This window comes from Pseudomonas paraeruginosa, assembly GCF_003025345.2.
GTDB lineage: Bacteria > Pseudomonadota > Gammaproteobacteria > Pseudomonadales > Pseudomonadaceae > Pseudomonas > Pseudomonas paraeruginosa.
On sequence record NZ_CP020560.1, the window covers coordinates 895,513 to 918,444 of the forward strand.

At 68.6% G+C, this 22,932-nt stretch carries 24 protein-coding genes and 1 riboswitch; of the genes, 11 read left to right on the forward strand and 13 right to left on the reverse strand.

The window, feature by feature from the left end; all coding sequences use genetic code 11:
• Positions 1–80 precede the first annotated feature (80 nt).
• From B7D75_RS04320 to B7D75_RS04335, 4 genes are all read right to left on the reverse strand, one after another.
• Complete coding sequence (locus B7D75_RS04320) at positions 81–3,059, reverse strand: thioester reductase domain-containing protein (RefSeq protein WP_043099408.1); 2,979 nt, start codon at positions 3,057–3,059, stop codon at positions 81–83.
• 210 nt (positions 3,060–3,269) lie between these two features.
• Positions 3,270–3,476 (reverse strand): helix-turn-helix transcriptional regulator, encoded by a 207-nt coding sequence (locus B7D75_RS04325; RefSeq protein ID WP_012074365.1) that lies wholly within the window; start codon positions 3,474–3,476, stop codon positions 3,270–3,272.
• Positions 3,473–3,847 (reverse strand): hypothetical protein, encoded by a 375-nt coding sequence (locus tag B7D75_RS04330; RefSeq protein WP_058135562.1) that lies wholly within the window; start codon positions 3,845–3,847, stop codon positions 3,473–3,475. Before B7D75_RS04330 ends, B7D75_RS04325 begins: the two co-directional genes overlap by 4 nt.
• Before the next feature lie 173 nt (positions 3,848–4,020).
• Positions 4,021–4,689: a helix-turn-helix transcriptional regulator gene (locus B7D75_RS04335; RefSeq protein WP_043099404.1), complete on the reverse strand. Its 669-nt coding sequence runs from the start codon at positions 4,687–4,689 to the stop codon at positions 4,021–4,023.
• Positions 4,690–4,917: 228 nt separating this feature from the next.
• Here B7D75_RS04335 and B7D75_RS04340 point away from each other — a divergent pair, with 228 nt between their 5' ends.
• From B7D75_RS04340 to B7D75_RS04365, 6 genes are all read left to right on the forward strand, one after another.
• On the forward strand, positions 4,918–6,405 hold the full coding sequence (locus tag B7D75_RS04340) for an aldehyde dehydrogenase family protein (RefSeq protein ID WP_034081693.1): 1,488 nt from the start codon (positions 4,918–4,920) through the stop codon (positions 6,403–6,405).
• A gap of 190 nt (positions 6,406–6,595) precedes the next feature.
• Complete coding sequence (locus tag B7D75_RS04345) at positions 6,596–8,089, forward strand: APC family permease (RefSeq protein WP_079976407.1); 1,494 nt, start codon at positions 6,596–6,598, stop codon at positions 8,087–8,089.
• The gene (locus B7D75_RS04350; protein WP_107113773.1) at positions 8,064–8,639 is read left to right on the forward strand and encodes a DUF3156 family protein; all 576 of its coding nucleotides are present in this window, start codon (positions 8,064–8,066) and stop codon (positions 8,637–8,639) included. Before B7D75_RS04345 ends, B7D75_RS04350 begins: the two co-directional genes overlap by 26 nt.
• Before the next feature lie 149 nt (positions 8,640–8,788).
• A complete protein-coding gene (feaR, locus tag B7D75_RS04355) occupies positions 8,789–9,739 on the forward strand; it encodes a transcriptional regulator FeaR (protein ID WP_003153851.1) in 951 nt (316 codons plus the stop codon).
• A 269-nt stretch (positions 9,740–10,008) separates the two neighbouring features.
• On the forward strand, positions 10,009–10,893 hold the full coding sequence (locus tag B7D75_RS04360; protein ID WP_003153849.1) for a dTDP-4-dehydrorhamnose reductase: 885 nt from the start codon (positions 10,009–10,011) through the stop codon (positions 10,891–10,893).
• Complete coding sequence (locus tag B7D75_RS04365) at positions 10,886–11,815, forward strand: NAD-dependent epimerase/dehydratase family protein (RefSeq protein WP_003153847.1); 930 nt, start codon at positions 10,886–10,888, stop codon at positions 11,813–11,815. The genes B7D75_RS04360 and B7D75_RS04365 overlap by 8 nt, the downstream gene beginning before the upstream one ends.
• On the opposite strand, the gene B7D75_RS04370 is transcribed toward B7D75_RS04365, so the two are convergent.
• The 6 genes from B7D75_RS04370 to B7D75_RS04395 all read right to left on the reverse strand — a co-directional run bounded on the left by B7D75_RS04370 (position 11,816) and on the right by B7D75_RS04395 (position 16,268).
• Positions 11,816–12,172 carry a SirB2 family protein gene (locus tag B7D75_RS04370; protein ID WP_043099400.1) on the reverse strand — a complete coding sequence of 119 codons (357 nt, stop codon included), beginning with the start codon at positions 12,170–12,172 and terminating at the stop codon, positions 11,816–11,818. It lies immediately after the preceding gene.
• Positions 12,173–12,251: 79 nt separating this feature from the next.
• Positions 12,252–12,950 (reverse strand): outer membrane protein OprG, encoded by a 699-nt coding sequence (gene oprG / locus B7D75_RS04375; protein WP_012074370.1) that lies wholly within the window; start codon positions 12,948–12,950, stop codon positions 12,252–12,254.
• 148 nt (positions 12,951–13,098) lie between these two features.
• Positions 13,099–13,617 (reverse strand): DUF3299 domain-containing protein, encoded by a 519-nt coding sequence (locus tag B7D75_RS04380; RefSeq protein WP_012074371.1) that lies wholly within the window; start codon positions 13,615–13,617, stop codon positions 13,099–13,101.
• Between the two features lie 17 nt (positions 13,618–13,634).
• On the reverse strand, positions 13,635–14,900 hold the full coding sequence (locus B7D75_RS04385; RefSeq protein WP_033998287.1) for an ABC transporter permease: 1,266 nt from the start codon (positions 14,898–14,900) through the stop codon (positions 13,635–13,637).
• A gap of 2 nt (positions 14,901–14,902) precedes the next feature.
• Positions 14,903–15,607: an ABC transporter ATP-binding protein gene (locus B7D75_RS04390; protein ID WP_053813393.1), complete on the reverse strand. Its 705-nt coding sequence runs from the start codon at positions 15,605–15,607 to the stop codon at positions 14,903–14,905.
• 88 nt (positions 15,608–15,695) lie between these two features.
• A complete protein-coding gene (locus tag B7D75_RS04395; protein ID WP_043099398.1) occupies positions 15,696–16,268 on the reverse strand; it encodes a DUF2796 domain-containing protein in 573 nt (190 codons plus the stop codon).
• A 132-nt stretch (positions 16,269–16,400) separates the two neighbouring features.
• Here B7D75_RS04395 and B7D75_RS04400 point away from each other — a divergent pair, with 132 nt between their 5' ends.
• Positions 16,401–16,757, forward strand: coding sequence for a hypothetical protein (locus B7D75_RS04400; protein WP_034081699.1), 357 nt, complete (start codon positions 16,401–16,403; stop codon positions 16,755–16,757).
• Between the two features lie 25 nt (positions 16,758–16,782).
• On the opposite strand, the gene trxA is transcribed toward B7D75_RS04400, so the two are convergent.
• From trxA to B7D75_RS04415, 3 genes are all read right to left on the reverse strand, one after another.
• Entirely contained in the window at positions 16,783–17,652 is an 870-nt protein-coding gene (trxA, locus tag B7D75_RS04405) for a thioredoxin (protein ID WP_012074375.1), read from the reverse strand.
• Positions 17,653–17,723: 71 nt separating this feature from the next.
• On the reverse strand, positions 17,724–18,386 hold the full coding sequence (locus tag B7D75_RS04410) for a class I SAM-dependent methyltransferase (protein ID WP_012074376.1): 663 nt from the start codon (positions 18,384–18,386) through the stop codon (positions 17,724–17,726).
• Positions 18,383–18,841 (reverse strand): YbaY family lipoprotein, encoded by a 459-nt coding sequence (locus tag B7D75_RS04415; protein ID WP_185269328.1) that lies wholly within the window; start codon positions 18,839–18,841, stop codon positions 18,383–18,385. The genes B7D75_RS04410 and B7D75_RS04415 overlap by 4 nt, the downstream gene beginning before the upstream one ends.
• Before the next feature lie 198 nt (positions 18,842–19,039).
• On the opposite strand from B7D75_RS04415, the gene nrdR reads away from it, so the two are divergent.
• The 4 genes from nrdR to ribBA all read left to right on the forward strand — a co-directional run bounded on the left by nrdR (position 19,040) and on the right by ribBA (position 22,833).
• A complete protein-coding gene (gene nrdR, locus B7D75_RS04425; RefSeq protein WP_003107181.1) occupies positions 19,040–19,504 on the forward strand; it encodes a transcriptional regulator NrdR in 465 nt (154 codons plus the stop codon).
• A complete protein-coding gene (gene ribD / locus B7D75_RS04430) occupies positions 19,501–20,622 on the forward strand; it encodes a bifunctional diaminohydroxyphosphoribosylaminopyrimidine deaminase/5-amino-6-(5-phosphoribosylamino)uracil reductase RibD (protein ID WP_053816690.1) in 1,122 nt (373 codons plus the stop codon). Before nrdR ends, ribD begins: the two co-directional genes overlap by 4 nt.
• A gap of 81 nt (positions 20,623–20,703) precedes the next feature.
• A riboswitch (FMN riboswitch) is annotated at positions 20,704–20,866 on the forward strand.
• A gap of 183 nt (positions 20,867–21,049) precedes the next feature.
• Positions 21,050–21,709 (forward strand): riboflavin synthase, encoded by a 660-nt coding sequence (locus tag B7D75_RS04435; RefSeq protein ID WP_107113775.1) that lies wholly within the window; start codon positions 21,050–21,052, stop codon positions 21,707–21,709.
• Between the two features lie 26 nt (positions 21,710–21,735).
• Positions 21,736–22,833, forward strand: a complete 1,098-nt coding sequence (gene ribBA / locus B7D75_RS04440) for a bifunctional 3,4-dihydroxy-2-butanone-4-phosphate synthase/GTP cyclohydrolase II (protein ID WP_003093313.1) — start codon at positions 21,736–21,738, stop codon at positions 22,831–22,833.
• Positions 22,834–22,932 lie beyond the last annotated feature (99 nt).

Consider the following 22,932-nt stretch of genomic DNA (forward strand, 5'->3'; position numbering starts at 1 on the left):
AAGAACCCAGCATACCCAAGCGCGCCGCGCGGCGGTAAGCATGCCGCGCCCGCCGCGGCGATCGACCGCGACGGACGGCTTCAGCGGGTAGCGGCGGCGCCGGTCAGGCTGGCGAGATAGAGGTCGAGCAGGCGGGCGTCGAACTCCGGCTCGCGTATGCCGCTGCCGCGCAGATGCTCCTCGACGTTGGCGCAGTCCCACAGGTAGGTGTCCTGGTACAGTTCGACGGTGCTGCGGCCGGCATACATGTTGTCGCGGAACATGCTCAGCAGGGGATGGAGCGGAGCGTCGCGATTCTCCTCCCAGAGGCTGACCCAGTCGTGGAAGGGCATAGGACGCAGCGGCTGGCCGGCGCGTTCGCCGAGGCGGGCGAAGAACTCCTCCAGGGTCAGGCAGCGAGGGATGCTCGGCACCAGGTTGAATTTCTTGCCCAGCGCCGTCGGCTGGCGGGCGATGGCGCTGATCGCGCCGACCATGTAGTCCACCGTGGTGAGGCCCTCGCGCAGTTCGCGCAACAGCGGCACCGCCCGGTATTCCAGGCAGGTCCGCGCCAGCCGGCTCCACCACTGGTAGTCGGCATGGGCACCGCTGCGGCTGTGGCAGGTGGCGTAGCCGAGGCGGAAGGTCATCAGCGCCAGGCCCCGTTCGGCGGCGAGGTCGGCGATCTTCTCCATCACCCATTTGCTGCGCACGTAGCCCATGTCGGTGAGCACCGCCGGCAGGTTCTGGTCGAGATCGTCGTCCTCGCGCATCAGGCGCTTGCCGGTGTGCAGGTGCCCCCAGCTGTACACCGAGATGCTCGACAGCAACATCAGCGGCTTGGCCTGGCCGCAGGCGCAGAAGCGCAGGACCTCTTCGAGTCCCTGGACGTTGTCGCGCTTCATGTAGCTGTACGGCTGGATGAAGTTCACCGCGCTGGCGGAGTGGAATACCTGGTCGACGCTGCCGGCCAGTTCGCGGTAGGTCTCCGCCGGTAGTCCGAAGCCTGGTTCGGCGAGGTCGGCGGCGTAGGCCCTGACCCTTCGCCAGTCCGTCTCGGCGAGTTCGATGCGGTATTGGCGCGTGGCCTGGCGCAGGCGCTCGAGGGCGTGCGCGTCGCTCTGCGCGCGTACCGGGCAGTGCAGCTCGGCATCGCGGCTGGCCAGCAGTTCGGCGAGCAGGTGCGCGCCGATCAGGCCGGTGGCCCCGGTCAGCAGGAGGTGCCGTGGCGTCTGCAACTGCTCGGGGTGTGGGGAGCGGCCGAAGTCGAGGCCTTCCGGCAGGCGCACGTCCTGCCGCAGCTCCTGGGCCGGCTCGCTGTCCAGTTCCGCCGGCGCCTGTCCGGCGCGTCGAGCCAGGCTGGCGGCCTGCTGCCGCACGCTGGGCGTGCGATAGACGTCGTGGATATAGGCGCGGCTGCCGAAGCGCCGGCTCAGCTCGCGGACCAGCGCCGCGGCCAGCAGGGAGTGCCCGCCGACATCGAAGAAGCTGTCGTCGAGGCCGAAGTCGTTATGCCCCAGCACTTCCTGCCAGGCCAGGGCCGCCTGCAGTTGGTCCGGCGTCCCGAAGCGCTGGGTGTCGAGCCGCTCATGCCGGTGTTCCGCGAGGCTCCGCCGCAGGGCCTGGCGATCGGTCTTGCCGTTGGCCGTGGTCGGCAGCCGCTCCAGCAGCAGGTAGCGGCTGGGCAGCATGTAGTCGGGCAATTCCTGGCGCAATCCCGACTTCAGGGCGGCGAGCAGGGCCGCGGGGGCGACGGCGCGCTCGCGGGGGACGACGAAGGCGCTCAACTGCTGGCTGCCGGAGCTGTCGTCGGCGTGCGCCAGCACCACCGCGCCATGGATCGCCGGCTGGCGCAGCAGTGCGGCTTCGACGTCGCCGAGCTCGACACGGTTGCCGCGGATCTTCACCTGGTCGTCCAGGCGGCCGAGGAATTGCAGGCTGCCGTCGGCCAGCCAGCGGGCGCGGTCGCCGGTGCGGTAGAGGCGACGCCGGAGGTGCGGGGCGTGATGGAAACGACGCTCGGTCATCACCGGGTCGTTCAGGTAGCCGCGCGCCAGGCAGATCCCGGCCAGATTGAGCTCGCCGGGTGTGTCGCCGCGACATGGGCGGTCCTCGGCATCGAGGATGAATGCCTCGCAGCCGCCGATCGGCAAGCCGATCGACGCCGGTCGCCGGCAGGCCTCGGCGTCGACGACGCGGCAGGTGGCGAAGACCGTGGCTTCGGTCGGTCCGTAGTAATCCACGAGGGTATAGGGCAGGCTACCGGTGGCCACCGGTGGCAGCTTTTCCCCGGCGCAGAACAGGTAGCGCAGCGCCAGCGAGGCCGGGACGGGGCGCTCCACCAGCGCGGGGACCATCACGGTAGGGGCGAAGGCGTGGCTGATCCGCTGTTCGGCGAAGAACGCCAGCAGCGCCGCGGGATCGGGGCGGACGTCCTCGGGCACCAGGTGCAGGCAGGCGCCGGCGCACAGGGTGGACCATATTTCCCACTGGGATACGTCGAAGCCGACGCCGGCCATCAGGGTGGTGCGGCTCTGCCCGGACATTTCGAAGCGCCGGTTGTGCCAGCGCACCAGGTTGGCCAGGGAGCGGCTCTCGACCACCACGCCCTTGGGTTCGCCGGTGGTGCCCGAGGTGAAGATCACATAGAGCGCGTCGCTGCCGCCAGGCTCCGGACCCGCCGGGCTTGCCCGGGTGGCCTGGTCGAGGAGCTCCGCGATGGTCTCGACGGCGTGCCCCGGCAGCTCCCCGGCCTGGGTGGCAAGGACCAGCGGCGCCCGGCATTGCCGGAGGATCTCCTGCTTGCGCTTGTCCGGCTGCCGCCGGTCTACCGGGACATAGGCCGCCGCGCACTTGGCCGCCGCGAGGATGGCGATGACCAGCTCGGGCGAACGTTCGGCCAGCAGGGGCAGCAGGGCGCCCTTGCCGACGCCGCGCCCGGCGAGCCGGGCGGCAAGCCGGTCGCTGAGCCGGTCCAGTTCGCGATAGGTGAGCGAGCGCGCGTGGTCGACGATGGCCAGGCGCTCGGGATGGCTCTTCGCTTGCTGGCTGAACAAGCCCAGAACAGAATCTTTCGACATGGCTGGCACTCCAGGTTGAAAGGACGTTATTCCGTGGTTTTTCAGCGTATCGAGCGGGGACCAGGCGATGGCTGGCGATAGGCCTGACCCTCAACCTAGCAGTGGCGGGAAATGCGGCAACTGCCATTTGCGACAGGGGGCTCGCTTCGGCCGTGGCGGGTGGGGCGCGCCAAGCCGTCTCCCTGCCTGGCGCGCAAGCGTGGCGGGGTGTCAGTCGGGGTGCTGTTCCCGGTCGTCGAATATCGCTTCTATTGCCAGTCCGAAGACCCGGGCGAACCTGAAGGCCAGCGGCAGGCTGGGGTCGTAGCGCCCGGTCTCGATGGCGTTCACCGTCTGCCGCGATACCTCCAGCTTCGCCGCCAGGTCGGCCTGCGACCAGCCATGCTCCGCGCGCAGCTCGCGGACCCGGTTCCTCATGCGTAGCGCCTCAGCGCCAGGACGCAACCGATAGCCCAGGTCGCGCCCATCAGCGGCCAGACGAAGAACATCGAGAGCTTCGGAAAACCGATGGTTTCGAGGAATCCGTAGGCGAAGGTGAGCAGGGCGGTGCAGACGAAGGCCAGCGCGAGCGCTTCGAGGTGGATACGCCGGCCCATCTCGTCGAGTCGCCGTAACTGGCGGATCACCACCAGGGCCATGGCGATCATCGGCGGCACCGGCAGCAGGGCGAGGAGCACGCGGCCGGCGCCCGCCTCCAGTCCGGCGAGGAACCGGCCGGAGAGGAGAACGGCGGCGGCGTAGGCCGCCAGCGCGAGAAGCAGTACGAGGAAAAAGCGCTTGCAGGTCATTGCGGGGTCATCCATGTAAAGTAGGCTTTACATTGATCCGGATTGATCAGCTTTGTCAAGCGTGCTTTACATCGCGCTCCAGGCCTGTCTCGGTGAGCGGCCCGGCGAAGGTAGCGGGCGGTCTCGCGAGGAGGCGCGCAAGGCCTCGGTGGCGCCTGCCGCTTCGCCGAGGCCTAGAGGAACAACTGCCGCACCAGCTCCGTACGGTTGCGCGCTCCGGTCTTGCGGAACAGATTGAGCAGGTGGGTCTTCACCGTCGGCAGGCCGAGGCCGAGTTGCCGGGCCAGGCACTTGTTGCTGATTCCGTCGCGCAGCAGCAGGGCGATCTGCCGTTCCCGCGGCGTCAGGCCGTGCAGGCGGTCGCCGTGCGCCGGTTCGTCCACCCAGGCCTGCGCGGCCAGTTCCATCAGGCCATGCAGGGCCTGCAACTGCTGCAGGTCATGGCCGGAAAAGGCGCCCAGCTCGGTACCGCGCAGCAGCGACAGGGCGGCCACCGGGCGATCCTGCGCGCGGGCCAGCACCTCGACCACATCGCAGACCCCGTGGCGGCGCAGGAAACCCTGGTACAGCGCGGTGTGTCGCGCGTCCTGGCGGGCCATGCCCTGGCGCAACGGCACCACCGGCGAGGCGCTGGCCAGACAGTGGCGCGGTAGCAGCGGGTCGTAGTCGCGGTAGTGGCGTAGGTAGTCGCGGTGCATGGAAGCCGGCATTCGCAGCAGCTGGAAGTCGTGCGCGCGGTATTCCCGGTCGATGCGGTAGAACACGCACAGGCTGGCCGGCACCACCTGGGTGAAGGCCTGCATGCAGCGTTGGCCGAGGTCGGGCGAGAGGGTCGAAGGCATGGCGCGGGCTCCCGTGGGGCGAGGCGGCGGGATGGTCACTGTCCCGCCTGCGGGACAGCTTGTCCAGGCTTCGGCATGGCGTCTTGTTTGCGCCTGCCGGAGTTGGCAGGCAACGGCAAGAAACCCGGCAGGCTGGGTCAAGCGGGCGGGGCGTGGGCGGGTCCAGAGTATTCCCCGGGTAGTAGGCGCCTGCACGATGCAGCGCCGTCGCACAGCCGAGGAGCACTCATGAGTATTGCCATCGACCCGTCCGTCACCGCGTTCCTGCGTAGCCACCATGGGCTGCTGATCGACGGTGAGTCCAGGCCAGCGCGCTCCGGCGCCGACATGCCGCTGTACGACCCCGCCAGCGGCGCCGAGCTGGCCCGGGTGGCGCGCGCCGCTGCCGACGACGTCGACCTGGCGGTCGCCGCGGCGCGGCGTGCCTTCGAGGGCAGCTGGGCGCAACAGCGCCCGGCCGATCGCGAGCGCCTGCTGTTGTGCCTGGCCGAGCGGCTGGAGGCGCATGGCGAGCAACTGGCGCAGCTGGAGACCCTGAACAACGGCAAGTCGATCAACCTGTCGCGGGCGCTGGAGGTCGGCGCCTCGGTCGAATTCATCCGCTACATGGCCGGTTGGGCGACCAAGATCGAGGGCCGCAGTCTCGACCTGTCGATCGCCGCGGTTCCCGGCGCGCGCTACCGGGCCTACACGGTGCCGGAGCCGGTGGGGGTGGTGGGGGCGATCGTGCCGTGGAATTTTCCCCTGCTGATGGCGGTCTGGAAGATCGTCCCGGCCCTGGCCTGCGGCTGCACCGTGGTCCTCAAGCCGGCCGACGAGACGCCGCTGACCGCCCTGCGCCTCGGCCAGTTGTGCCTGGAGGCGGGGATTCCGCCAGGGGTGGTGAACATCGTCACCGGCACGGGCGCCGAGGCCGGCGCGGCGCTGGCGGCGCACCCGGGCATCGACAAGCTGGCATTCACCGGCTCGACCCCGGTGGGCAAGCTGATCGGGCATGCCGCGGTGGAGAACATGACGCGTTTTTCCCTCGAACTCGGCGGCAAATCCCCGGTGATCATCCTCGATGACACCAGCCTGGACATGGCTGCCGCCGGTTCCGCCGCCGCGATCTTCTTCAACCAGGGGCAAGTCTGTACCGCCGGCTCGCGTCTCTATGTACAGCGCAAGCGCTTCGAGCAGGTGCTCGAGCGCCTGGCGAGCATCGCCGCCGACCTGAACATCGGCCCCGGCCTGGACCCCGCGGCGCAGATCAATCCGCTGGTATCGGCCAGGCAGCAGGGCCGTGTGCTGGGAATGATCGAGGGCGGCGTGGCGGAGGGTGCCCGCGTGGTCTGCGGCGGAGCGCGGGCGGGCGAGACGGGTTTCTACGTGCAGCCGACGGTCCTCGCCGACGTCACCCCGCGGATGCAGGTGGTGCGCGAGGAAATCTTCGGCCCGGTCCTGGTGGCGACGCCCTTCGACGACCTGGACGAGGCCGTGCGCCTGGCCAACGACAGCATCTATGGACTGGGCGCGAGCATCTGGTCCAACGACCTGCGCCAGGTAATGGACCTGGTGCCGCGGATCAAGGCCGGCACGGTATGGGTGAACACCCACAACATGCTCGATCCGTCGATGCCCTTCGGCGGCTTCAAGCAATCCGGCATCGGCCGCGAGATGGGCCATGCGGCGATCGAGGCGTACACCGAGAACAAGTCGGTGTGCATCGCCTACTGAGGGAGACGATAGGGAGGAGCCGATGCGCTCGGCTCTTTCGCTGCCCTGCCGGGGCAGCCGTTCATTCGATGCGCCGTGCCACGCCAGGCGCGGCGCGCGGGGCGCCGACACGCCGCGCAGGGAGCCGCCGCTCCCGCCAGGAGCCTGACGCAAGAACAACAACGCCAACCCTGCCGTCGAGGATATGTCGATGTCGAACTCCAGACTCACCCAGCACCTGCTCCGGGGACGGGTCGGTTTTCCCACCGCCCTGGCCAGTTCGGTCGGGCTGATCATGGCCAGCCCGGTGATCCTCACCGCCACCACCGGCTTCGGCCTGGGGGGCGGGACCTTCGCGGCGGCGATGCTGGTGGCGCTGCTGCTCATGCTGGCGCAGTCCACTACCTTCGCCGAGGCCGCCTGTCTGCTGCCCACCCGCGGCTCGGTCTACGACTACCTGTCGTGCGGCCTCGGGCGTTTCTTCGCGATCACCGGCACGCTCTCGGCCTACCTGATCGTCCATGTGTTCGCCGGCACCGCCGAAACCATGCTCAGCGGGACCATGGCGCTGGTCAACTTCGAATCGCTGAACACCCTCACCGAACCCGGGGGCGGCGCCTGGCTGGTGGGTGTCGGCATGGTGCTCGGCTTCGGCCTGCTCAATGCGGTGGGGGTCACCGCCTTCAGCCGCGCCGAGGTGATCCTCACCTTCGGCATGTGGAGCACCCTGATGATCTTCGCCGTGGGCGGTCTGCTGCGCCTGCCCGCGGTGGAGTCGCAAGGCTGGTTCGGCGCATCGATGGTCGGCAGCGACCTGCCGACCCTGCTGTCGCTGGTGGGCATGGCGATGTTCATGTTCGTCGGTTGCGAATTCGTCACTCCGCTGGCGCCGGAGGTACGCCACGCCTCGCGGACCTTGCCGCGGGCGATGGCGCTGGGGCTGGTCGGGGTGGCCAGTTGCATGTTCCTGTATGGCGCGGCGATGCGCCGGCAGGTGGAGAACCTCGACCTTGGCAGCGGCGTGCACCTGCTGGAGACGCCGATGGCGATCCCGCGATTCGCCGAGCAGGTGATGGGTCCGTTCGGCCGCGTCTGGCTGGGCGTCGGCCTGCTGTTCGCCGGGGCCGCCACCATCAACACGCTGATGGCCGGACTGCCACGGATCCTCTACGGGATGGCGCTGGATGGCGCCTTGCCGAAGGCCTTCACCTACCTGCATCCACGCTTCAAGACGCCGCTGCTGTGCATCGCCGTGGCGGCTGCGATCCCCTGCCTGCATGCCTGGTGGCTGGGCGGCGACAGCGAAGGGATCATCCACCTGGTGCTGGCGGCGGTCTGCGCCTGGGGTACCGCCTATCTGCTGGTGACCCTCTCGGTGGTGCTGCTGCGCATCCGCCGGCCGGACCTGCCGCGCGCCTATCGCTCGCCGCTGTTCCCTTTGCCGCAGCTGTTTTCCAGCGCCGGAATCCTGCTTGGAATGTGCTACATCACGCCGCCGGGGATGGACCCCGCCGACATCTACCTGCCGTTCGCCCTGATGCTCGGGCTGGCAGCCGCCTATGCGCTGTTCTGGACCCTGTGCGTACAGCGGGTCAACCCGTTCCGCCCGCTGTCGGTGGAGGAGGTGCTGGAGAAGGAGTTCGCCGTGGAAGAACTGCAACAGCAGCGGGAGAGGGCGAATGTCCGCCTGGGCGCGCTGGTATGAGCGCTACTGGCGCGAGTGGTTGCCCTCGGCCTATCGACCGGGCGCGACCCTGGCGCTGGTGCGTCGAAACCTGGCGGGTATCGACTGCGTGGAGCAGGATGGCAGGCTGTTGCTGCGTACGAAGGATCTGAGTATCGAGGTCCGCGAGCGGGTCCAGGCGCACCTGCTGATGCATATCGTCACCACCGAGTTCCGCCTGTTCGTCCCGGCTCCGGGATATCCGCCGGTCAGCCTGGAGCTGCGCCATGACGGCTGGCTTCGCCGCCGCGGGATCGTCTGCGTGGTGCGTCGTGGCGGTGTTCGCGGGCCGTTGCCGGCGATCCTGGAGGAGGACCGGGCCTTGCGGGAGCAGCTCATGCCCCTGGATTTCCGCAGCCTGCGCCTGCGCCGCGACAGCCTGGGCTGGAACCTGAGCCTGGAGCACCTGGGGGCCTGCGAAGTGGTCAACCGGATGCCCGCCTACCGCCGCTACATTCCCCTGGTCGGCGAGCAGCGCCAGGCGCTGCTGGGGACCTTCGTGCAATTGCAGCGCCTGCTTTCTTCCTCCTGAGCCCACCACCCCGGTACGCTTCCGAGCGACCATTCCGGTAGCTTGTCGGTATATCGATAACATGTTAATCATGTCGCTAAAGCGGCGTGGCCACATCTCCTGCCGCCCATACAACAATAACGATGGCCATTGCCGTCAGGAGGTGCCCGGTGCATACCCTGTCTTCCGCACCCAACAGCTTCGAGGCCTGGGACCGGGCATTGCGCCAGGTCTGCGGTCGCTTCGAGTCGCAGCCCGCGCTGAACCGGACGCTGTTCATCGGCGATATATCGCGGCAGGATCTCGGCGGCCTGGAGCTGGCGCAGATCCGCACCAACGCCGGGCGCATCGCTCGCCAGACCACCCATGCCGACCATGACGACGACCGCCACTGCTTCCTGGTCGTCCAGCGCAGCGGCCATGCGCAATTGCGCCAGGGTGGGGACAGCATGGAGCTGGCGCCAGGGGAGATGGCGCTGATGGACTCCGCGGGCGGCTGCGAGATCATTCCCCACGGCCTCATCGAACACACCTCGTTCCATCTCTCCCGCGAGCAGGTATGCCGACAGCTGCCACCCAGCCAGCGGGCCTTTGGCAAACTCTCGCCGAACTGCGCCAGCGGTCGTCTCCTGCTCCTGCTGGTGCAGCAGGTGTGCGCCGGCGAGCTGCAGCCGTGGGCGCTGGCGGGTGAGGGCGGGGCGTTGCAGGAGGCGCTGATCGCCCTGCTCGGGCCGGCCCTGCAGCACGCCGGCGAGGCGCAGGATGGGGCACTGGCCGGGCTCTACGGCTACAGCCTGCGGCGTCATGCGGAGCGGCTCATCGAGCAGTCGTTGCAGGAGCCGCGCCTGAGCCCGGATATGCTCGCCGCGCGCCTGCGCATTTCGGTGCGCCAGCTGTACCGGTTGTTCGAGGACCAGGGTGACAGCGTCTGTCGCTACATCCTCCGCCAGCGCCTGGGGCGCAGCGCCGCCGATCTCGGCAACCCGGCGCTGCGCGGCGAGTCGATCACCTCCATCGCGTTCAAGTGGGGCTTCAGCGACTCGGCGCACTTCAGCCGGGCGTTCAAGAAGCAGTTCGAGGTTTCGCCGAAAGACTATCGGGCCGCCGCACTACCGGCCTGATTCCTCCACGCGTTGCCATTCGTCACGCTGATCCGCGCCGCTGGCGGAGCTGGCCCGGTGAATGCTTGACGCTGTACCGAAGGCACAGCAAGAATGCGGCGTGTCAGGTTGCATGAAAATAACGGCGGCGCTGTCCGGGATACTTGCCGCGATAAAGCAGCACCCGATGCCCGACCCTTTCATGTCGCCAGCGAGGCGCAGGACGTCACTGCCTTGGGGCGTGCGCCGCGTCGCCAACCACTATCAGATTTCGAGTGCCCCCCTACACCATGCGAATGCGCCTGATGCTTTTGGGCGGCGGTAATGCCCTTGGACAGGCGCTGATCCGCCTCGGGGCGGAGGAAGACATCGGTTTCCTCGCGCCCAGACCACCCGAGCAGGGCTGGGATGCCGCCAGCCTCACCACCCTGCTGGACGAAACGCGTCCCGATGCGGTGATCAACCTCGCCTTCTACCATGACTGGTTCCAGGCCGAGCAGGTCGAAGCGGCGCGTCTGAATGCCCAGGAGCGCGCGGTCGAGCGCCTCGCCGAGCTCTGCCAGCACTACGAGATCCTGCTGATCCAGCCGTCCAGCTACCGGGTTTTCGATGGCGCCCGGGCCACCGCCTACAGCGAGAAGGACGAGACCCTGCCGCTAGGCCTGCGCGGCCAGGCGCTCTGGCGCATGGAGCAGAGCGTGCGTGCGGCCTGTCCGCGGCATGTGCTGATCCGCTTCGGCTGGCTGCTCGACGAAAGCCCGAACGGCCTGCTGGGGCGCTTCCTCAGTCGCGCCGAGCAGCCGCAGCCGCTGTACCTCGCCGACGACCGGCGCGGCAACCCGACTCCGGTGGACGACGCCGCGCGGGTGGTGCTCTCGGTACTCAAGCAACTGGATTGCCAGGCCCCGCTGTGGGGCACCTATCACTACGGCGGTCTGGAAGCGACCACCACCCTGGCCCTGGGCCAGGTGATCCTCAACGAGGCGCGCAGCTACCGCTCCAACCTCATCCAGGAGCCGTCGGCGGAAGCCCACGCCGCTCGTCCCGATGCCGCGGACGAACCGCAGCACGCAGTGATGGTCTGCAAGAAAATCCTCCACACCTTCGGCATCAAGCCGCGCGCCTGGCGCGCGGGCTTGCCCCCGTTACTGGACAGGTACTACAGGCATGTCTGAACGACCGATCCTGATCACCGGCGGCGCCGGTTTCATCGGCTCCCACCTGACCGACGCGCTGCTCGCGCGCGGCCACCGCGTGCGGGTGCTGGACAACCTGTCCACCGGCAAGCGCGACAACCTGCCCCTGGACGACGGGCGGGTCGAGCTGATCGAAGGCGACGCCGCCGACGCGGCGACCCTGGCGGCGGCCCTGAAGGGCTGCGCGGCGGTCGCCCACCTGGCGGCGGTGGCCTCGGTGCAGGCCTCGGTGGACGATCCGGTCGCCACCCACCAGAGCAATTTCATCGCCACCCTGAATCTCTGCGAAGCGATGCGCGAGCAGGGCGTCAGGCGCGTGGTGTTCGCCTCGAGCGCAGCGGTCTACGGGCAGAATGGCGAAGGCAGCGCGATCGACGAGGACACCCCGAAATCCCCGCTGACGCCTTACGCCTCGGACAAGCTGGCCAGCGAGTATTACCTGGATTTCTATCGTCGCCAGCATGGCCTGGAGCCGGCGATCTTCCGCTTCTTCAACGTCTACGGGCCGCGCCAGGACCCGTCCTCGCCCTATTCCGGAGTGATCAGCATCTTCACCGAGCGCGCGCTCAAGGGAACCCCGATCACCGTGTTCGGCGATGGCGAGCAGACCCGTGATTTCATCTACGTCGCCGACCTGGTCGACTTCCTCGTCCAGGCGCTGGAGGCACAGGCGGTGGAGTCCGGCGCGGTGAACGTCGGCCTGAACCGCGCCACCAGCCTGAAGCAGCTGCTGGCCGAGATCGGCCAGGTGCTCGGCGGCCTGCCGCCGGTGAGCCACGCCGAGGCGCGGGCCGGCGATATCAAGCATTCGCGGGCGAACAACGACCGCTTGCTGCAGCGCTTCCGCTTCGATCAGCCGACGCCGATGAGCGTGGGCCTGGCGCGCCTGCTCGGCCGTTGATCACCACCAGGGCTTGTTCAGCGCCAGGTAGAAGATCCCGCCCAGCAGGGCGAGACTGAGGGCGCTGAGCAGGCCCTTGCCGATCCCCCGGGCCATGCGCAGGGCGAACGCCGCGCAGACGATATAGCCCAACAACAGGCCCAGCTTCGCCTGCAGCCACAGCGGCAGCGGCCAGGGCATCGCCAGGTGCACCAGGCCCAGCGCGCTGAGCAGCAGCAGGGTATCCACCAGGTGCGGTCCCCAGCGGCGGATGCCGGCGCTCTTGCGTCCGCACCAGTTCCAGGCCAGGCGCCAGGCGAACAGCGCGGCGCTGCTCAGGGCCAAGGCGATGTGCAGGGTTTTCAGCCAGAGGTACATGGGCCCTTTCCACAGGATGAAAGAAAGGCGCCCGGAGGCGCCTTTCTGGTCGGGGGCGTGCCCCGCGTCAGTCTACGGCTCAGAACTTGTAGCCGAAACCGATCATGTAGACCCACGGATCGACGTCCACGTCGACCTTGGTCTTGCTCACGCCCAGCGCGCTCGGGCCGTTGATGCTGGCCTTGGTGTCGATGTCCATGTACCAGACGGCCATGTTGAACAGCGCGTGCTCGTTGAGCATGTAGTCGAAGCCCAGTTCGCCGGCCAGGCCCCAGGAGTCCTGCAGCTTCATGCTGCTGAAACCCTGCGCCTTGCGGTTGCTGGCGAGGTCTTCGTCGAAGAAGGTGGTGTAGTTCACGCCGAGGCCGCCGTAGGGCTGGAAGGCGCTGTTGGTGCCGCCCATGGGGTAGTACTGGAGCAGCAGGGTCGGCGGCAGTTGCTTGATGTCGGCCAGCTTGCCGTCCAGGCCCGGGCCGAGGCCCTTGACGTCGACCTGGTGGTTGAACGGGGTGGCGGCGACCAGTTCCACGCCCCACTTGTCGGCGAACATGTAGGTGAAGGTCAGACCGAGCTGGGTATCGCTGTCGACAGTCGCCTTGGTACCGCGCTGCTTGGCGCCGTCCAGCTTGATGTCGGAACTGCTGTCGTCGGGATCGACGGTGGCGAAGCCGCCGCGGATGATGAAGTCACCGGCCTTGTGTCCTTGAATATCCGCAGCGGCGAACGGGGAGGCGACGGTGAGGGCCAGCAGGGAAGCGGTAAGCCAGGACTTACGCATGATGAGCTCCATTCCTTGTATTAGAAGAGTGTTGGTGCTGCTAATGGTCAGCCAGCTAACAGTTGCCTTCCTTGACACAGCTCAATCAATCCTAGGGGCAAATGTGACCGCCGCAACCTAATGCGCGCGGCGGATTGTCGCATGCCGTTCAGCCATCTTCGTATTCATAGGGTGTTACCTTGCTCGCCTGCATGCGGTAGCCGGCCGCCGCCAGCTCGCTGCTGGCGTTTTCCACCTTGAAGGTGCCCTCGACCCAGAACGGCTGGTACAGCTCGTCCATCTGCACGCCCTTGGCGGTCTTCACGTAGACGATCTGGTTCGACGGCGGCGGTGGCACGTGGATGCAGGCGCCGTAGTAGGGCACCAGGAGGAACTCGGTGACCAGCCCGGCCTCGCTGATTTCCAGCGGCACGATGTAGCCCGGCAGCTTGGCCTCGATGCCGTCCAGTGCCTTCACCACCGGGGCGTTGGGGCTCTGCTGGCTGGCCGCCGGGCCGGCTTCGCTGAGGGCGTTGGCCAGGTCGTGGATCGGCAGTGGCGCCGGTGCCGGCGGGGCGCCGGCCGGGATCAGTTGCGACCAGGTCAGTTCGCGCGGCGCGGCGCGCGCCACGGCACTGCCCAGGAGCAGGGCGAAAGCCAGCAGGAGGACGGTCAGGGAGCGCAGCATCGGGGAATATCTCCGGGTCATAGGCGGATCGACAGGCCATCGGCCAGGGACTGGCGGTAGGCGCGCCAGGCCGGCACGCAGCCGATCAGCACGGCGGCCGCCAGGATAGCCCCGAGCAGGCTCCACTCATAGTCGCTCGGCCAGGCCAGCGGCAGGTAGATGCCGTAGCTGGCCTGGACGTAGCCCTGGCTGGCGGCGATGCCCAGGTAGAGCAGGCCGAGGCCGAGGCCGACGCCGGCCAGCGCCAGGCTGAAGGCCTCGGCCAGCAGCAGGCCGAAGATATGCCAGGGACGTGCGCCCACCGAGCGCAGGATGGCCATTTCGCGGCGGCGCTCGTTGAGGCTGGTGAGGATCGCCGTGAGCATGCCGATCAGGCCGGTCAGGACGACGAACAGCGAGACCACGAACAGCGCCTTCTCCGCGGTGCCCATCAGGCCCCACAGTTCCTGCAGGGCGACACCGGGGAGGATCGCCATCAGCGGTTCGCCGGGATAGTCGTTGACCTCGCGTTGCAGGGCGAAGGTCGCCACCTTGCTCTTCAGGCCGACCAGGAACGCCGTAATCGCCTGCGGCTGCAGCTCCATGTGCCGTGCCTGCTCGGCGCTGACGCGCCCGGCGCCCAGCGCCGGCACACCGTTGCGCCAGTCGACGTGCAGCGCCTCCATGCCGGCGAGGGAGATGTGCAGGGTGCGGTCCACCGGCGTGCCGGTGCGCTGGAGGATGCCGACCACGGTGAACGGCTTGTCGTCGTGCTTCACCAGGCTCACCGTGCTCACCCCGTGGGCCAGCACGATCCTCTCGCCGAGCTTGTAGTGCAGGGCCTCGGCCACCTCGGCGCCGAGCACCACGTCGAACAGGTCCTGGCCGAAGGCGCGGCCCTCGGCCAGTTGCAGTGCCTGGCCGCGCCCGTAGCGGTAATGCTCGAAATAGCCGGCGTCGGTGCCCATCACCCGGTAGCCGCGGTGCGAGTCGCCCAGGGAGATGGGAATCGCCCACTTCACCCGCGGGTTGTCGGCGAAGTGCCGGTAGCTGTCCCAGCGGATGTTGTTGGTCGCGTTGCCGATGCGGAACACCGAGTAGAGCAGCAGGTTCACCGAGCCGGAGCGCGCGCCGACGATCAGGTCGGTACCGGAGATGGTACTGGCGAAGCTGGCCTTGGCCTCGCTGCGGACCCGCTCCACCGCCAGCAGCAGGCAGGCGGAGAGGGCGATGGCGAAGATCGTCAGCAGGGCGGTGAAGCGGCGGTTGGCCAGGCTGGCCAGAGCCAGTCGGAAGAGATACATGCTCAGAGTCCTGCCGGCCGGGCGGCGCGGTTGAGATCGGAAAGGGACAGGCTGCGGTCGAACAGCCCGGCCAGGCTCTGGTCGTGGCTGACGAACAGCAGGCTGGCGCCGGCCTCGCGGCATTCGGCGAAGAGCAGTTGGAGAAACGCCTCGCGGCTGTCGGCGTCGAGCGCCGAGGTCGGCTCGTCGGCGATCACCAGTTCCGGCTGGCCGATCAGCGCACGGGCGGCGGCGACCCGCTGCTGCTGGCCGATGGACAGGCTGTCGGCGCGGCGTTCGTGCAGTTCGCCGCCGAGGCCGAGCTGGCCGAGCAGATGGCTGGCGGCCTGCGCCGGGCTACCGTGGCGTTCGCGGGCGCGCTGGCGGCGCAAGGTGGAAAAGTGGCAGGGCAGTTCGACGTTCTCGCGCACCGAGAGGAACGGCAGCAGGTTGAACTGCTGGAAGATGTAGCCGGTGTGGTCGACGCGGAAATGGTCGCGGCGCGCGGCGGACAGCTTTTCCAGGTCCTCGCCGAGCAGGCGGATGCTGCCGCGGCCGGGCTTCTGCACGCCGCCGAGGAGGCCGAGCAGGGTGGTCTTGCCGCTGCCGGAAGGCCCCTTGAGGAACAGGCTCTCGCCGCGTTCGAGATGGAAGCTTGGGATGTCCAGCAACTCCGCCTGGCCGGGCCAGGCGAAGCCGAGGTTGCTCAGGGTGATCAGTGCGCTCATGGGGGTAGGGGCGGAACGCTCCGCCGGAGCCTCGAGAATGGATGGAGGGGCGCCGCGCCGAATCCCTCGCGGCGCCTCCGGAACGATCCTACAGCTTCAGCTCGGCGCTGGCCGGAGCCAGGTCGGCGCCTTTCTGGCCGTCGGGACCGATCAGTTGTACCTGAATTTTCTGGGTGGCGGGGAAGCGCTTGAAGAACTCGGCGAGGGTCAGCAGCTTGAGCAGCTCGGGCTTCTCGCAGCTGAGCCGGTAATGGGCGTGGATATCGGCATGGCCGTGTTCGTGCTCGTGGCCTGCCTCCTCCTTGTGCGCGTGGGCCGCCGCCTTGTCGCCGAACAGCGGGCTCCGCAGCTCCTGGCTGGCCACCGAGCAGCCGGCGGTGACCGGCAGGGCGAACAGCTCCAGCGGTTTTTCCAGCTGTGCGCGGGCCTTGGTCACGGCGGCCTTGTCCGCTTCGCTGCTGGCGGCATGCTCGAAGCCGACCAGGTTCATCGCCGGGCTGTCCAGCTCCAGTTCGAGGCTCTTGCCGTCCAGCGCCACGTTCAACTGGGCTACGCCGTGCTCGTGCTTGCCGAGGCTGCCGTGGGCGTGGTCATGGTCATGATCGTCATGGGCCTGGACGGCGAACGGCAGCAAGGCGAGGGCTAACAGCAGTGGGCGCATGGACAGGACTCCGGCAAGGATGGGAAATGATTCGTTACGTTATAACGAATTTTTCCGCCTGCCTAGCCTGGTTGATTTGGTCCATTCGCGCCGACGTGGGAGCATGGCGCGATTCGCTTGTGGAGAAACGAGATGGTGCGGATTCGCGGAAGCATCGGCGATTGGCCGGTGGACCTGACCCTGGAGCTGGACGCCGAGGATTGGCGCCAGCTGGCGCAACACTTGCCCCCGCCGCCGCCGGGCGAGCCGCAGGCCGCGGCGGCCAGGACGCCGGTGGCGGAAGCGCCGCAGGATCGCCTGTGGCAGGCTGCCATCGACCTGCTGCGCGGCAGTGGACGGATCGAGGGACCGCAACTGCTCGCGGAACTGCAGGCCTTCACCGGCAACGCCGGGGCCGCCAAGCATCTGCTGGTGCGCCTGCGGCACAACGCGCGGGTCAGGGTCGAGGTGGTCGACGGTACCCAGGTATTCGTCTGGCAGGAAGAGTGAGCCCCGCGGACGGGGCCCGGACCACTCAGTAGAGCGCCTGGTAGAGCTTGCGGCGATAGGTGGTGACCAGCGGGTGGTCGTTGCCGAGCAGGTCGAACACCTGTACCAGGGTCTTGCGCGGCAGGTCGTCCTGGTAGCCGCGGTTGCGCAGGAACAGCTTGAGCAGGCCATCCAGCGCCGCTTCGTACTGCTGCCGGGCGAGCTGCTGGATGGCCAGCTGGTAGGCGGCCTCGTCGTCGCCGGCGTCGTTCGCCAGGCGACTCTTCAGCTCGGCGGCGTCGGGCAGGTCGGCGGCCTGGCGCAGGAAGGTCAGCTGCGCGCGGGCGCCGGCCAGGGCCTGCTTGTGCTCGTCGCTCTTCACCGCGTCGAGGATGGCCTGCGCCTCTTCCAGTTCGCCGCGCTCGGCCAGGCAGCGGGCGTAGAGGATCAGCGCAGCGGGGTTGTCGTTGTGCTCCGCCAGCAGGGCCTTCAGGGTCGCTTCGGCGTCGCCGATGCGACCTTCGGCGAACAGCGCCTGGGCCACTTCCAGCGGGTCTTCGTCGGGTAGCGCCGGGGCTTTCACATGGGGTTCCAGCAGGGCGCGGATCTGCGACTCGGGCTGGGCGCCGGCGAAGCCGTCGACCGGCTGGCCATCCTTGAACAGGACCACGGTCGGCAGGCTGCGGATGCCGAAGCGCATCACGATGTCCTGCTCGACGTCGCAGTTGACCTTGGCCAGCAGCAATTCGCCCTGATAGGACTCGGCGATCTGCGCCAGCAGCGGCATCAGCGCCTTGCACGGGGCGCACCAGTCGGCCCAGAAGTCCACCAGGACCGGCTTGTGGAACGAGTTCTCGATGACCAGCTGCTCGAAGTTGGCGCCGGTGACGTCGAAGATGTAGGGCGTATCGCTCATGTCGATTCTCGGAAACGCAAGGTGGTGACCACTATAAGTGGGGGCGCGCCGCGCGCAAACAAGCCCGTGCCTCAGGCTTGCCCGCGTTCGGCGTGATACAGGCTGACCAGGCGGAATTCGGCGGGCTCGGCGAGGTCCGGCCAGGTACAGGCGTCGAGCACGTCCAGGCGCCGGTACAGCGGATGACGGAAGTCACGCACCCGCGAGTCGGCGACCAGCGCCTGGCGGCCGCGACTGAGGAACTGGTCGAGCAGCGGCAGGTTGGCGCGGTCATAGAGCACGTCGGCGACCAGGATCAGGTCGAAGCGATCGTCTTCGGCGAAGAAGTCCGCCGAATAATTCAGCGCCACTCCGTTCAGTTCGGCGTTCGCCCGGCTCGCCGCCAGCGCCAGGGGATCCAGGTCGCAGGCCACCACCTCGGCGGCGCCGGCGCGGGCCGCGGCGATCGCCGCCACCCCGGAGCCGCTGCCGAAGTCCAGCACGCGCTTGCCGCGGACCCACTGCGGGCGCTCCGCCAGCCAGCGCGCCAGGACCAGCCCGCTGGCCCAGCAGAAGCACCAGTACGGCGGCTCCTCGAGGATGCGGCGGGTTTCCTCCGGACTGAACTGGCGGTCCATGTTCCGCGCGTCGATCAGCCACAGGCGCAGGTCGGTGCCGGGCAGCGCGGTGGCGCTGAGCCGGGCGTCGCCGAGCAGTTCGCCCAGCGCCTGGGTCAGGGCTTGCGGTGCCGTCACGGTGCGCGTACCAGGCGCAGTTCGCCGAGGGCCTGGGTGGTCGGCTGGGCGATCCGCAACGGGTGCAGGCGCCAGGCCAACTGGCCGGACTGGATCACCCGGGCGTGCAGTTCGACGCGCAGCGCGCCGCCGGCCGGCGGGAAGGATTCAGGGTTGAAAGGCAGGCGGAAGGGCATGAGTTCGCCGGAGGCCAGCACCGTCTCGCTGGCCAGCAGTCGCTGCGGGCGGTCGCGCTCGTCGATCACCAGCAGCGCCATCTGCACCTCGCTGCCGCGCGGCAGGCTGCCCTGGACGCTGCTCAGGGTTCCGCTCAGCTCGCGCAGGTGGGCCGGCAGCACCGGCTCGACCATGCTCACGCTGCGCGGGACTGGCGGTGTCGGCGCGGGCTTCGGCTTGTCGCTGGAACAAGCGGCGAGGAGAAGAAAAGCCAGCAGGGCGATCGGGCGCAGGGTCATGGGCTGCTCCATGGCGGTGGAATCCGGGGCGGCGCTTGTATAGCGCAAAGTGTGATTCTTGTCGCGCTTCGCGTGGGCCGCAACGTCCGATTCCTCCCGCCTTTCCCATCGCGCCGGCGCCGGTCGATTCTGCGGGTGCTCGGCCGGGCGCGGATGCGCTACCATGCGGCTTCCTTCAGCTACGCCTGTACCTGCACCATGCATTGTCCCTTCTGCGGTGCCCATGACACCAAAGTGATTGACTCGCGACTGGTCGCCGAGGGCGATCAGGTGCGCCGGCGCCGCGAGTGCCTGGCCTGCGGCGAACGCTTCACCACCTTCGAGACCGCCGAGCTGGTCATGCCGCGTCTGATCAAGCAGGACGGCAGCCGCCAGCCGTTCGACGAGGACAAGCTGCGCGCCGGCATGCAGCGTGCCCTGGAGAAGCGTCCGGTCAGCGTCGAACGCCTGGAAGCGGCCATCGGCCACATCAAGCACCAGCTGCGCGCCACCGGCGAGCGCGAGATCAAGTCGCGGGTGCTGGGCGAACTGGTGATGGCCGAGCTGCAGAAGCTCGACGAAGTCGCCTACATCCGCTTCGCCTCGGTCTACCGGCGCTTCCAGGACCTCAACGAATTCCGCGAGGAGATCGAACGCCTCGCCCGCGAGCCGGCCAAGGAATGAACGCCGCCGACCCGCTGTACATGGCCCGCGCCCTGGAGCTGGCGCGCCAGGGGCTGTACTCCACCCATCCGAATCCGCGCGTCGGCTGCGTGCTGGTCAGGGACGGCCAGGTGGTCGGCGAGGGCTGGCACGTCCGCGCCGGCGAGCCGCACGCCGAGGTCCATGCCCTGCGCCAGGCCGGCGAGAAGGCACGCGGCGCCACCGCCTACGTGACCCTCGAGCCCTGCAGCCACTTCGGCCGCACCCCGCCGTGCGCCGATGCGCTGGTGGGCGCCGGGGTGGCGCGGGTGGTCGCGGCGATGCAGGATCCAAACCCCGAGGTTGCCGGCCGCGGCCTGCTGCGTCTGATGCAGGCAGGCATCGCGGTGCACAGCGGGGTCCTCGAGGCCGAGGCGCGGGAACTCAACATCGGTTTCATCAAGCGCATGGAACATGGCCTGCCGTTCGTCCGGGTCAAGCTGGCGATGAGCCTGGACGGGCGCACCGCCATGGCCAGCGGGGAAAGCCAGTGGATCACCGGCCCCGCCGCGCGTTCGGCGGTGCAGCGCTTGCGCGCTCGCTCAAGCGTGGTGTTGTCCGGCGCCGATACGCTGCTGGCGGACGATGCGCGGCTCAACGTACGCCCCGACGAACTGGGCCTGAACGCCGAGCTTACCGCGCTCGCCGCGGCTCGCCAGCCGTTGCGGGTGCTGGTCGACGGGCGCCTGCGGGTGCCGCTGGAGTCGGCGTTCTACCAGGCCGGCCCGGCGCTGGTGGCGACCTGCGCCGCCGCCTCCGCGCGCGAACGCTTCCAGGATGCCGGCCACGAACTGCTGGCGCTGCCCTCCGCCGAGGGCCACGTCGACCTGCACAAGCTGCTCCTGGAACTGGCGGCGCGCGGTGCCAACGAAGTGCTGGTGGAGGCCGGCCCGCGCCTGGCCGGCGCCTTCGCCCGGCTGGGGCTGGTGGATGAGTACCGGCTATTCGTCGCACCGAAGTTCCTCGGCTCCAGCGCCCGTCCTTTGCTCGACTGGCCGCTGGCGCGGATGGCCGATGCGGCGGAGCTGGAGATCGACGACATCCGCGCGGTGGGCGACGACTGGCTGGTCACCGCGCGGCCCCGTCCGCAGGACGCCTGAACTTCGCTGCGCGGCGACGCGCAGGACGATGCACAAGCGGCGCAACTGTGGTAAAACGCCACACGGCCATCTCGGTGGCCGTAACGTTCTCAGGGCGGGGTGAAAGTCCCCACCGGCGGTAATGGCGCGCAACGCGCCTAGCCCGCGAGCGCTTGCCGGACCGGCCACCGCCGGACGACAAGGTCAGCAGATCCGGTGCGATTCCGGGGCCGACGGTCATAGTCCGGATAAAGAGAGAACGGGATTGCCTGCCTGGGCGTACCGCGTGCGCCCGCAAGATCCCCTTCGATCCAAAAAGCCCTGTTTTTCACGAAACAGGAGTTCGTCATATGTCTTCATCTTGGAATACCCGCGCTATGGCATGTAGGCCGCTCGGCGTCGCGCCGGCCGGGCTGCGCGCCTGTGCGGCGGAAAAACGGGAGGTCGCATGTTCACCGGCATAATCGAGTCGATCGGCAGCATCCGCGCGATGACGCCCAAGGGCGGCGACCTGCGGGTCTACATCGCCACCGGCAAGCTCGACCTGGGCGATGTCAAGCTCGGCGACAGCATCGCGGTCAACGGCGTCTGCCTCACCGCGGTGGACCTGCCCGGCGATGGCTTCTGGGCCGACGTCAGCCGCGAGAGCCTGGCGCGCACCGCCTTCCAGCACCTGAAGGTGGGTAGCCGGGTGAACCTGGAAAAGGCCCTGACGCCGACCACCCGCCTCGGCGGGCACCTGGTCAGCGGCCATGTCGACGGCGTTGGCGAGGTGCTCAAGCGCGAGGAGAACGCCCGCGCCATCCAGTTCACCGTGCGCGCCCCGCGCGAACTGGCCAGGTACATGGCGCACAAGGGTTCGATCACCGTCGACGGCACCAGCCTCACGGTGAACGCGGTGAACGGCGCGGAGTTCGAACTGACCATCGTCCCGCATACGCTCAGCGAAACCATCATGGCCGAGTACCAGCCCGGGCGCCGGGTCAATCTCGAGGTCGACCTGCTGGCGCGTTACCTGGAACGCCTGCTGCTCGGCGACAAGGCCGCCGAGCCCAGCGTATCCGGCATCAGCGAAGCGTTTCTCGCCGAGAACGGTTTTCTCAAGTAACCCACGAATTGCACAAGGGGGTGCCCATGGCACTCAACACGATTGACGAACTGATCGAAGACATCCGCCAAGGCAAGATGGTCATCCTGATGGATGACGAGGATCGCGAGAACGAAGGCGACCTGATCATGGCCGCCGAATGCGTCCGCACCGAAGACATCAACTTCATGGTCAAGCATGCCCGCGGCCTGGTCTGCATGCCGATGACCCGCGAGCGTTGCGAGCGCCTCGGCCTGCCGCTGATGGTGCAGCGCAACGGCTCCGGCTTCGGCACCAAGTTCACCGTCTCCATCGAGGCCGCCGAGGGCGTCACCACCGGCATCTCCGCCGCCGACCGCGCCCGCACCGTGCAGGCCGCGGCGGCGAAGAACGCGGTGGCCGCCGACATCGTCAGCCCCGGCCACATCTTCCCGCTGATGGCCCAGCCGGGCGGTACCCTGGCGCGCGCCGGGCATACCGAGGCGGCCTGCGACCTGGCGCGGATGGCCGGGTTCGAGCCGTCCGGGGTGATCTGCGAGGTGATGAACGACGACGGCAGCATGGCCCGCCGGCCCGAGCTGGAGGCGTTCGCCGCCGAGCACGGGATCAAGATCGGCACCATCGCCGACCTGATCCACTATCGGCTGATCCACGAGCGCACCGTGGAGCGCATCGCCGAGCAGCCGCTGGACAGCGAACTGGGGCACTTCAACCTGATCACCTACCGCGACTCGGTGGAGGGCGACGTGCACCTGGCGCTGACCCTCGGCAAGGTCTGCGCGGAAGAGCCGACCCTGGTCCGCGTGCACAACATGGACCCGCTGCGCGACCTGCTGCAGGTCAACCAGCCGGGCCGCTGGAGCCTGCGCGCGGCGATGACCAAGGTCGCCGAGGCGGGCAGCGGCGTGGTGCTGCTGCTCGGCCACCAGATCGGCGGCGACGACCTGCTCGCGCACGTCCGCGAGATCGCTTCGGCGCCGGCCCCGGCGCCCAAGGCCACCACCACCTACAGCACCGTGGGTGCCGGCTCGCAGATCCTGCGCGACCTCGGCGTGCGCAAGATGCGCCTGCTGAGCGCGCCGATGCGCTTCAATGCGATATCCGGTTTCGACCTGGAAGTTGTAGAATACCTGCCCGCCGAATAAGGCCTGTCCCGCCCGCCGCGTGCAAGATCGCGGCGGGCGCTATGCTGGACGGACCTTTCGACCCTTTTCGCTCGGGGCGCAACGGCGCCCCGGCTCTTT

Excerpts from the sequence above, each read along its gene's own strand:
- B7D75_RS04365 (WP_003153847.1), top strand. The coding sequence starts at position 10,886 with ATGTCTGAACGACCGATCCTGATCACCGGCGGCGCCGGTTTCATCGGC.
- B7D75_RS04360 (WP_003153849.1), top strand. The coding sequence starts at position 10,009 with ATGCGAATGCGCCTGATGCTTTTGGGCGGCGGTAATGCCCTTGGACAG.
- B7D75_RS04370 (WP_043099400.1), bottom strand. The coding sequence starts at position 12,172 with ATGTACCTCTGGCTGAAAACCCTGCACATCGCCTTGGCCCTGAGCAGC.
- B7D75_RS04325 (WP_012074365.1), bottom strand. The coding sequence starts at position 3,476 with ATGAGGAACCGGGTCCGCGAGCTGCGCGCGGAGCATGGCTGGTCGCAG.
- B7D75_RS04350 (WP_107113773.1), top strand. The coding sequence starts at position 8,064 with ATGTCCGCCTGGGCGCGCTGGTATGAGCGCTACTGGCGCGAGTGGTTG.
- B7D75_RS04390 (WP_053813393.1), bottom strand. The coding sequence starts at position 15,607 with ATGAGCGCACTGATCACCCTGAGCAACCTCGGCTTCGCCTGGCCCGGC.
- B7D75_RS04385 (WP_033998287.1), bottom strand. The coding sequence starts at position 14,900 with ATGTATCTCTTCCGACTGGCTCTGGCCAGCCTGGCCAACCGCCGCTTC.
- trxA (WP_012074375.1), bottom strand. The coding sequence starts at position 17,652 with ATGAGCGATACGCCCTACATCTTCGACGTCACCGGCGCCAACTTCGAG.
- B7D75_RS04435 (WP_107113775.1), top strand. The coding sequence starts at position 21,050 with ATGTTCACCGGCATAATCGAGTCGATCGGCAGCATCCGCGCGATGACG.
- oprG (WP_012074370.1), bottom strand. The coding sequence starts at position 12,950 with ATGCGTAAGTCCTGGCTTACCGCTTCCCTGCTGGCCCTCACCGTCGCC.
- ribBA (WP_003093313.1), top strand. The coding sequence starts at position 21,736 with ATGGCACTCAACACGATTGACGAACTGATCGAAGACATCCGCCAAGGC.
- B7D75_RS04345 (WP_079976407.1), top strand. The coding sequence starts at position 6,596 with ATGTCGAACTCCAGACTCACCCAGCACCTGCTCCGGGGACGGGTCGGT.
- B7D75_RS04415 (WP_185269328.1), bottom strand. The coding sequence starts at position 18,841 with ATGACCCTGCGCCCGATCGCCCTGCTGGCTTTTCTTCTCCTCGCCGCT.
- B7D75_RS04340 (WP_034081693.1), top strand. The coding sequence starts at position 4,918 with ATGAGTATTGCCATCGACCCGTCCGTCACCGCGTTCCTGCGTAGCCAC.
- B7D75_RS04330 (WP_058135562.1), bottom strand. The coding sequence starts at position 3,847 with ATGACCTGCAAGCGCTTTTTCCTCGTACTGCTTCTCGCGCTGGCGGCC.
- ribD (WP_053816690.1), top strand. The coding sequence starts at position 19,501 with ATGAACGCCGCCGACCCGCTGTACATGGCCCGCGCCCTGGAGCTGGCG.
- B7D75_RS04400 (WP_034081699.1), top strand. The coding sequence starts at position 16,401 with ATGGTGCGGATTCGCGGAAGCATCGGCGATTGGCCGGTGGACCTGACC.
- B7D75_RS04380 (WP_012074371.1), bottom strand. The coding sequence starts at position 13,617 with ATGCTGCGCTCCCTGACCGTCCTCCTGCTGGCTTTCGCCCTGCTCCTG.
- B7D75_RS04395 (WP_043099398.1), bottom strand. The coding sequence starts at position 16,268 with ATGCGCCCACTGCTGTTAGCCCTCGCCTTGCTGCCGTTCGCCGTCCAG.
- B7D75_RS04335 (WP_043099404.1), bottom strand. The coding sequence starts at position 4,689 with ATGCCTTCGACCCTCTCGCCCGACCTCGGCCAACGCTGCATGCAGGCC.
- B7D75_RS04320 (WP_043099408.1), bottom strand. The coding sequence starts at position 3,059 with ATGTCGAAAGATTCTGTTCTGGGCTTGTTCAGCCAGCAAGCGAAGAGC.
- nrdR (WP_003107181.1), top strand. The coding sequence starts at position 19,040 with ATGCATTGTCCCTTCTGCGGTGCCCATGACACCAAAGTGATTGACTCG.